At 57.4% G+C, this 8,956-nt stretch carries 6 protein-coding genes; 5 read left to right on the top strand and 1 reads right to left on the bottom strand.

Annotated elements, in window-relative coordinates; translation table 11 throughout:
- From ACZM96_RS07940 to ACZM96_RS07960, 5 genes are all read left to right on the top strand, one after another.
- A partial coding sequence (locus ACZM96_RS07940) for a type I secretion system permease/ATPase (protein WP_489488395.1) occupies window positions 1-1,704 on the top strand: 1,704 nt, incomplete at its 5' end.
- An 18-nt stretch (window positions 1,705-1,722) separates the two neighbouring features.
- Window positions 1,723-3,240 (top strand): HlyD family type I secretion periplasmic adaptor subunit, encoded by a 1,518-nt coding sequence (locus tag ACZM96_RS07945; RefSeq protein ID WP_489488396.1) that lies wholly within the window; start codon window positions 1,723-1,725, stop codon window positions 3,238-3,240.
- 431 nt (window positions 3,241-3,671) lie between these two features.
- Window positions 3,672-5,045 (top strand): TolC family outer membrane protein, encoded by a 1,374-nt coding sequence (locus ACZM96_RS07950; RefSeq protein ID WP_489488398.1) that lies wholly within the window; start codon window positions 3,672-3,674, stop codon window positions 5,043-5,045.
- A gap of 251 nt (window positions 5,046-5,296) precedes the next feature.
- Complete coding sequence (locus tag ACZM96_RS07955) at window positions 5,297-5,815, top strand: transglutaminase-like cysteine peptidase (protein WP_489488400.1); 519 nt, start codon at window positions 5,297-5,299, stop codon at window positions 5,813-5,815.
- Between the two features lie 164 nt (window positions 5,816-5,979).
- On the top strand, window positions 5,980-7,941 hold the full coding sequence (locus ACZM96_RS07960; RefSeq protein ID WP_489488401.1) for an HD domain-containing phosphohydrolase: 1,962 nt from the start codon (window positions 5,980-5,982) through the stop codon (window positions 7,939-7,941).
- Between the two features lie 155 nt (window positions 7,942-8,096).
- Here ACZM96_RS07960 and ACZM96_RS07965 read toward each other — a convergent pair.
- Window positions 8,097-8,956, bottom strand: an 860-nt coding sequence (locus tag ACZM96_RS07965; RefSeq protein ID WP_489488402.1) for a GGDEF domain-containing protein, incomplete at its 5' end; no start/stop codon positions are given.

Here is an 8,956-nt window from a genome sequence, read left to right on the forward strand (position 1 = left end):
TTCGTCATGAACGTGTACGACAGAGTCATTCCCAACAACGCCTATGAAACGCTGTGGGTGCTGGCGGCCGGCGTCACGCTGGCATATCTGTTTGATTTCATCCTGCGCAGCCTTCGCAGTCACTTTGTGGATCTGGCCGGACGCAACGCCGACGTGGTGCTTTCGAGCAAGCTCATCGACAAGGTGCTGTCCATGCGCATGGATGCCAAGCCGGAATCCACGGGCGCGCTCGTCAACAACCTGCGGGAATTTGAATCGCTGCGCGAGTTTTTCAGTTCCACCACGCTCCTTGCCTGCATCGACATTCCGTTTCTGCTGCTGTTTTTTGCGCTGCTGGCCTTCATCGGCGGACCTCTTGTGCTGCTGCCGCTCATGGCCGTGCCCGTGCTTCTCGGCGTGGGCGTGTATCTTCAGATGGCGGCCCGCAGAAGCGCCGAAAAAAGCTATCGCCACAACATGCAGAAAAACGCGCTGCTGGTGGAAATGGTGAACGGACTGGAAACGGTGAAGGGCTGCATGGCAGAGAGCCGCATGCAGCGCCTGTGGGAAGCAGTGGCCGGCATTTCCGCGCAGTCTTCCAACGAGGCGCGCAAGTACAGCACCCGGGCCGTCACCTTCGCCACCTTTACCACGCAGCTCGTTACCGTGGGCATGGTCATATGGGGCGTGTACCGCATAGGCGCCGGCGAAATGAGCATGGGCGGACTCATCGGCTGCAACATTCTGGTGGGCCGCATCATGGCGCCGCTTCTGCAGCTCGCGTCGCTGCTTACGCGGCTCCAGAATTCGCGCGTCTCGCTCAAGGCCCTGGACGCGCTCATGCAGCTGCCTTCGGAAAATCAGGATCAGGCCGCCTGCATGGACTTCGGCGAGCTGTCCAGCGAATTCGTCATGGACAATGTGAGCTTCTCCTATCCCGGCTCCCAGACTCCGGCGCTCGATCACGTGTCTCTGCACATCCGGCCGGGAGAAAAGGTGGGCATCATCGGAAAAATGGGCTCCGGCAAGAGTTCTCTGGGCAAGCTGCTCATCGGTTTGTACCGGCCGTCGGAGGGCTCCGTGTCCTTCGGCGGGGTGGACATCAGCCAGCTTGCCACGGCCGATCTTCGCAGCCGCGTGGGATTCCTGCCGCAGGAAGTCATTCTTTTCTACGGCACGGTTCGCGACAACATCGCGCTCGGCGACCCCACCATCAACGATCATCTCGTCATCCGGGCTTCCGCCATTTCCGGCGTGGCCGATTTCGTGCGCAAGCATCCTGCCGGATACGGCGCGCAGGTGGGCGAGCAGGGCCGCAATCTTTCCGGCGGTCAGCGTCAGGCCGTGGGCCTGGCCCGCGCCCTCGTGAGGGATCCCGACGTGCTCATTCTCGACGAACCTACCAGCAACATGGACGTGGATTCCGAAAGAATCGTGCAGCAGCGTCTGGCTCCCGCGACCAGAAACAAGACGCTCATTCTCATTACGCACAGGCTCAGCATGCTGCGCATAGTGGACAGGCTCATCGTCATGGACGGCGGCAGAATCATCATGGACGGTCCGCGGGACGTGGTGTTGCGAAAGCTGCAGGAAAAGCAGGGCAGAAAGGTGCCGCCCCGTGAAGCCGCCGGGGAACGCGCGGGAAGCGCGGCCGCGGCAACGAAGGAACATGTGCAAAAACGCGAGCCCCGGCCGACGGAGGCCGGAAGCGCGCAGCTTTCTTAGGAAAGCGGGATCATTGGTATGGATACGGACGAGAAAAAGAACGGAGTCGGACCGGGAGCCGGACAGATGCCCGAGGCTTTCGGCGGCGCTTCGACAGAAAAGCCTGCCGGAAAAGATCCGGCCGCGCCCAGGCCCGTGCAGAGTCTGTTTGAGCCTGCCGCCCTTTCCGGCAGACTGCTGCCCGAAGATCTTCCCTATGCGGCGGAAGTGGAGGCGGCCCTCGCCAGACGTCCGGCCCGGGGAGCGGTCTGGCTGTCCGTGGCGGTGTTTGCCTTTTTTGTTCTGTTCCTTGTCTGGGCCGGCTTCGCCACGCTGGACGAGGTGACTCACGCCGAGGGACAGGTGGTTCCTTCTTCGCGCACGCAGATCATTCAGAACCTGGAAGGCGGCATTTTGAGCAGCGTGGAGGTGCATGAAGGGCAGATCGTGGAGAAAAACGACGTTCTGGCCAGAATCAACAACGAAATGGCCGAGAGCAATCTGCGCGACATGCTGTACAAGGCCATGGAAAACCTCATTGCCATCCGTCGGCTGCGGGCGTCCGTTTCCGGCGAGGAACTGACGTGGCCGGAAGATCTGCGGGCATGGCTTGAGCGGGGCACCGGCTACAAGCTTACCGAAGATCAGCTTGAACAGGGGAAAAATCTCACGCAGGTGCAGCAGGAAACCTTTGCCGTGCAGGAACGTCAGCGCATGTCCGAGCTGGACGTGCTGGAGGCTCAGTCCGCGCAGCGCACGCAGGAAGTGAAGGAACAGCTGGCCCGCAAGGATCAGCTCACCCGAAGCCTGTCGCTCATACGTCAGCAGTTGAACATGGCGTCTTCCCTGCTGCAGAAGCGCAGCTATTCCCGGGCGCAGTATCTGGAACTTCAGGAGCGCGCCGTGCAGACGCAGGGTGAGATCAACACGCTGGAAGTGTCCATTCCCCGGGCGGAAGCGGCTGCAAGCGAGGCGGAGCATCGCATGGCGCTGCGCAAGGCCGAGCTGGACGCCGCCCTCATGGAGGAGATCAACAAGCGCAGTCTGGAGCTGGCGTCGCTGCGCGAAAGTCTTTCCGCGGGCAGCGACAGGGTGACCAGAACCGAGCTGCGTTCTCCGGTGCGCGGCACGGTGAAGAAAATATACATCAACACGCTCGGCGGCGTGGTCAAGCCCGGGGAGCCCATCATGGAAATCGTGCCTCTGGACGACACCCTTCTTGTGGAAGCCAAGGTGCGCCCGGCGGACGTGGCGTTCCTGCATCCCGGTCAGAAGGCCATGGTCAAGGTTTCGGCCTATGACTTTTCCATCTACGGCGGACTGGACGGCGTGCTTGAGCAGATAAGCGCCGACACCATTGAAGACAAGCGCGGGGAGTTCTATTATCAGGTCAAGGTGCGCACTCCCAAAACTGCCATTGTCTATCACGGAGAGTCTCTGCCCATTATGCCGGGCATGATGACGACCGTGGATATCATGACGGGGAAGAAGACGGTTCTTGATTATCTTCTCAAGCCGATACTCAAAGCGAAGCAGAACGCACTCAGGGAGAAATAGCAGACAAGATTTGACGGATGTTTTATATTATCCATGATATCTTTTTTTTACTGATATAACCACATTGCTTTCAGCGATGGTGTTTTATTTGAAGATGATGTTTATTTATATGCAGGAATATATATTTTTATAAAATTATATTATAATTGCGATATGATAGATATGTGTTACATGACAAAAGTCATGAGTTGAAAATAATTCAGGGGGGTGCCGCATGGCATATTGCTCTTGACTCATAATAAATATTATTTATGATTTAATTTTACTTAAAATAGTTGATGATTGTTTTTGGAAACTGATTTGTGTGGCATTGTTGTGGTTTTTGGAAACATAACCACTTTTGTTAATGGAGTTTTTATGATTTTCTCCAGAAAATGTAAAAGTTCCGATACGTGGACGCTGTGCAAGCGTTTTTTCATGGGGAGGCAGGCATGAGAACATCGTTTTCTTTTCTGTTCGTTTCCGGCTGTCTCGGTCTTCTGCTCTTTCTGCCTTCGGCGTATGCCGCGGAACGGGATGGAGCGATTCCCCTCAAGGAATCCATCGAAGCGATGCTGAGGAACAATAATTCGCTCAAGGCTATTCAGGAAAACCGGTCCGCCGCGGGCTATGAGATTGACCGCGCCAAGGCCGGCTACGGGCCGAGAGTGGATCTGACGGCCCGGGGCGGATTCGGCAAGCTGACCGACAGCACGACCCGTTCGTACAATTACGACGAGGCGGCTCCCTATTCGTCGGCGTCGCTGCTCGTGACGCAGCCTCTGTGGGACGGCTGGCTGACGCGCGGCCGCGTGCGGGAGGCCGAGGCGACCTATCGTTCTCTGGATCATCGCGTGATGGACAACGCCAACTCGCTGGCGCTCGACGCCATCATCGCCCATGTGGACGTGCTTCGTCGTCAGCAGATTTACCAGCTTGCCCAGGACAACGTGTCCCGGCACGAGGAAATTCTCGAAAAGGCCCGCGAACGCGAGGCGCAGGGCGTGGACACCATGGCCGACGTTTCTCAGGCGCAGAGCCGCCTGTCGCGCGCCCGTTCCACGCTGACCGAGGCCCGCGCTTCTCTGCGCATCGGGGAAGATACCTACACTCGTCTGACGCGGCATTCGGCCATGTCTCTCGGGCCGGTGAACCTGCCTTCCAAAATGTTTTCGGGGCCTGAAGAGGTGCTGAAGGCGGCGCAGAAGGGCAACCCGAAGGTCGCCGCCTACATGGAAGACGTGAAGGCCGCCAATGCCGTTCGGGAACAGGCGCGTTCCGCCTACAGCCCTTCGCTCAGCATTGAGGCCGGACCTTCCTATTCCGACAGAGACGGCAAGAGCGAACTCTGGACGGCCGAAGTCGGCGTTGCCGCCGTGGTGCGCTGGAATCTGTTCAACAGCGGCGCGGACGTGGCGGAAAGCAAGGCGGCCGCGGCCCGCATTCGTCAGAGCCGCCGGGTGCTCTACGACTATATGGACGATCTTGAGCTCAACGTGCGGGAAAGCTGGACGGAATATCTTTCCGCGCAGAAGCAGCTTCAGTTCTACCGCGAGGCCATCGAGTACAACAAGACCACCCGCGACGCCTATGAAGAACAGTTCGTCATGGGCGAGCGCAGCCTGCTCGACGTGCTGGACGCTGAAAACGAACTGTTCAACTCGTCCACGCAGGCGGCTACGGCGCTCGGCAACACGCTGATTGCCGCATACCGCATGAAGGCCCTTGCCGGGGATCTTCTGCCCGGATTCAACATCAGCACGGAAATGCTCAAGGTGACCCCGCACGATCATGAACCGCTCGATCACCTGACGCTGCCGAAGTAGCGCACAGGGCCGGGCCGGAGAGATCCCGTTCTCCGGTCCGGCGTCGACGGGTTGAGGTTGCCGAAGTTTGTTTCTGCAGTAATGGATGAAGCCGGAGTTCTTGATAGTCCATGGGTATGAGAGCCCATATTGCATGTGTCTGGCATGCGCTTGCCCTGGCGCCTTGCGCGGCCGTTCTGGCGGTTGCCGTCCTTCTGGTCGCGACGCCTGCCCAGGCCAGACCTCGCCTTTTCGGAACCGTCGAGTTCCAGATGGACTTGAAGAAGCAGCAGAACTGGCTTTCCGCCATGGAACGGAACAGGAAGAAGCCGATCTTTTTCGATGAGAAAAGATTTAATTCATCCACGCTCTGGAAGGATCTGAAGGGCAGGGCGGCAGGCAGGCCGCTTCGGGAACAGCTCAACATCGTGAACAGGTTCTGGAACCTGTGGCCGTACCGCACCGACAAGGAAGTGTACGGCAAGGCGGATTACTGGGCGGCGCCGTATGAGTTTCTTGCCAGGTCCGGCGACTGCGAGGACTACTGCATAGTCAAGTACTATACGCTGAAGGAACTGGGCGTCCCCGTGGAAAACATGCGTATTGTGGTGGTGCGGGAAACCATCCGCAACATAGGTCACGCCATTCTGGCCGTGTATGACGGAGATGATGTCTATATTCTGGACAACCTTTCCGACGCCGTGCGTCCCATGGAGAGAGTGCGAAACTATGTGCCGCAGTTCTCCGTGAATGAAAAGCATCGCTGGGTTCATGTGAAGGCTCGTCGATAAGTGTTTGTCGAGGTTCGACGGGACCTTTCGTTATACGTCGTCCCCCCGAAGGATGGAGGAATTTGATGAACAGCCGTGAGAATGTCAGCTATTCTGGCTTATCCAAAAGATCGACCTTTCTGGCCGCCGTCGGTCTTGCGCTCGTTTCGGGGGGAATTGCCCTCTTGGCCTGTTTTTCCCAGCTTGAGAGCCGTCGTCTCGACGTGATGCAGCGCTTTGAGCAGGACGTGACGGCCTGGCTCGACGGCGCGAGACGGGACGTGGAAATCTGGAATGCGGACATGAAGAAGCTTCGCCTCCGCATCAGCGAATCCGAAACCTATCGTCTGTTCTCCGGTGATCTTTTCGGTCTGGACAGCCGAGTGGCCGGCGTCATCAACAGCGCGGAGCAGACGGGCAATCTTCCCGGTCCCGCGGCGGTGCTTTCCGAAGAAGTGCCCGCCATACGCAGAATCCTGCTGGAGTTCATGAACTACAACGGACTTCTCGACGCCCGCCTCGTCAACAAGAACGGCCAGACCATTCTTTCTGCGTTCAGCACGCCTTCGCCGCTCACTCCGGAGCAGAACGGCGCCGCGCAGCAGACCATGAAGACGGGAGAAACGTCTTTTCTTCCCGTACGGGGAAGCGTCAACGGGCTGGTGCTCGACGTCTTCGAGCCCGTCTATGATCTGGATTCTCCCGACAAGTGCGTGGCGGTGTTCATGTCGTCGGTGCCTGTGCTCAGCAAGGTGACGCAGTTCACGGCGCGGCCGAAGCAGAACGACATGTCTACGGCGGACATGGTGCAGCGCCGGGGCGACATGTGGGAAAAAATGCAGGTTCCTTCTCCGGTCGCGGTTCCCGCAGAGCTCGGCAAGGTGCTCACCGACAACAAGGGCGTGCTGCCTTTCGGTCTGCGTGAAAGCGTTTCCGAAGGGCGCGGCATGGTGTATTCCATGTCCGTGTTCTTCCCCGGCCTGGAGTGGAGTCTCGTGCATGAAACGCCGGAATCCGTGGTGGAAGGCATGGTGTTCCGCGCCGAACTGCCCGTGTATGCGGTCGGCGTGCTGGCATGGATCAGCTTCATGCTGCTGAGCGGCCTTCTCTGGTGGATAGGCTTCGGACGTCAGCAGCGGGCCGTGGCTGCCGAACTGCAGCGCCTCAATCAGATCATTTCCCGTCAGAAGGAACTGCTGGACAGCGTCAATCTTTCTCTCGACGTCGGTCTCTTCATGGCGGACGTGAAGGGCCAGATCCGCGTCTGCAACCCTGCGCTTGCGGCCATACTCGGCAAGGACGAGAAGGACGTCAGCGAGCAGATGATTTTCAGCTGCTTCCCCACGGACGCGGCAACGCTTCTTCTCGATCGCATTCGGCAGGTCGCCATCAACAATCGGGAAGAGGGCTGTGAAATTTATCTGGAGCGGGACGGAGAAAAGCGTCTGTACCGCGTCACCCTTTTCCCGTTCATGGACGCCGGCGGCGAGAGCGTGCGCAACAGCATTCGCGGCGCGGTGGTCAGCATGAAGGACATCACGGAATTTCGCCGCCAGAGCCTGCGCATGCGGCAGCGTCAGAAGAGCCTTATCGAGGCCTTTACCCGCGCCGAGGAAAGCGTGGATCCCTATCTGGCCGGTCATTCGCAGCGCATGGCAAAGCTGGGCGAACTCTTGTCCGCCGAAATGGGACTGTCCGAAGACGGCAAGAACACCGTGGTCATGGGAGCCATGCTTTCCCAGGTCGGCAAGCTGTTCATTCCCCGGGAGCTGCTCACCAAGAAAGGCAGGCTCACCCAGGAAGAACTTGAACAGGTGCATCAGGCTCCGGAACACGCCTTCCGCCTGATGGAAAATGTGGACTTCGATCTTCCCATTGCCAGAGCTCTGCATGAAATGTATGAGAACATGGATGGTTCCGGCTATCCCAAGCATTTGAAGGGCGAGGAAATTCTGCTCGAAGCCCGCGTGCTCGGCGTGCTCAACGCCTTTTGCGCCATGGTGAGTTCCCGGGCCTACCGAAAGGGCATGGACGAGAGACAGGCTTTGGAAGAGCTGATGAACAACGTCCGCTTTGACCAGACCGTGGTGAATCATCTCAGAAACGTGCTGAAAACGCCGGAAGGCATGGTGGCGGCGCGTTCCTGACCGGCGTTTGTCCGAAAAACGGCGCTGTGTGCTGAACCGGCAGCAAAGAGCCGCAGAAAGTTCCCTTCAGGTCTTTCTGCGGCTCTTCATGTGGAAATCTAGGAAAACGGCGGAAAGAGGCAGCGCGTTCGGCGCGGCGTATTATGAAGCGGTGACTATGCGGTTTTTCCCGGAGCGCTTTCCCATGTACATGCGTTCGTCCGCCAGTTTGAACAGCGCTTCGCACTGGAAGAAGGCGAGGTCTGCGCCACTTCGCTCAGGCAGGCGCACCCTATGGTAAAACTGAAAGGAATGATTTGTCCGTTGCCCAGCACGATGTTCTTCCGCATGGAATTCGAGAGGGAGACAAGGCGGTGGCAGAATGCCTCGTAGGTGTCGGCCATGGAAATGATGATGAATTCGTCGCCTCCGTAGCGGGTGATGAATTCATGATGCTGATAATCAAAGTATTTGAGCCAGAACTGACTGCAGCTTTTCAGCACTTCATCGCCGGTATCGTGTCCATATCTGTCGTTGATGAGTTTGAATCCGTCCATGTCAAGCACGGCAATACATAGTTCCTTTTGCTGCTGTTCCGCTTCCTTCACATAGTTTGTAAAATACGTGTCCATGTAATGTCGGCTGTAGCAGCCGGTAAGCGGATCGCGGATAAGACGGGAATTTTCTTCCTGAAGACGGCGTATTTCAACAATAACGTGTTCATCGCGTCCGAGTCCGGAAATGTCCGTGAGCTCGGTAATCAGTTCCAGAGTGAATGTTTTTCCATCCAGAATGATAAATCGTGCAATGACAATAAAGATATGCCCGTTTATGGATTCCAGTTTGGTGCCTTGACCTTGAGAATCACTCACCTGTTTGGATATGCAGTATTTGCAGCATGTCTTGCGATTCCAGAAATGATAGCACAAGGTATCTGCTTTTAATTTGTCATCTTGAAAAAGATAGGCCTTGCAGTCGCTGGGGGAAACAAGACGGATAATCTTGAAAGTATTGCGAAGCGTTTTTACTTCTTTAA

It is taken from the genome of Mailhella sp., assembly GCF_057866825.1.

Excerpts from the sequence above, each read along its gene's own strand:
- ACZM96_RS07945 (WP_489488396.1), top strand. The coding sequence starts at position 1,723 with ATGGATACGGACGAGAAAAAGAACGGAGTCGGACCGGGAGCCGGACAG.
- ACZM96_RS07955 (WP_489488400.1), top strand. The coding sequence starts at position 5,297 with ATGGACTTGAAGAAGCAGCAGAACTGGCTTTCCGCCATGGAACGGAAC.
- ACZM96_RS07950 (WP_489488398.1), top strand. The coding sequence starts at position 3,672 with ATGAGAACATCGTTTTCTTTTCTGTTCGTTTCCGGCTGTCTCGGTCTT.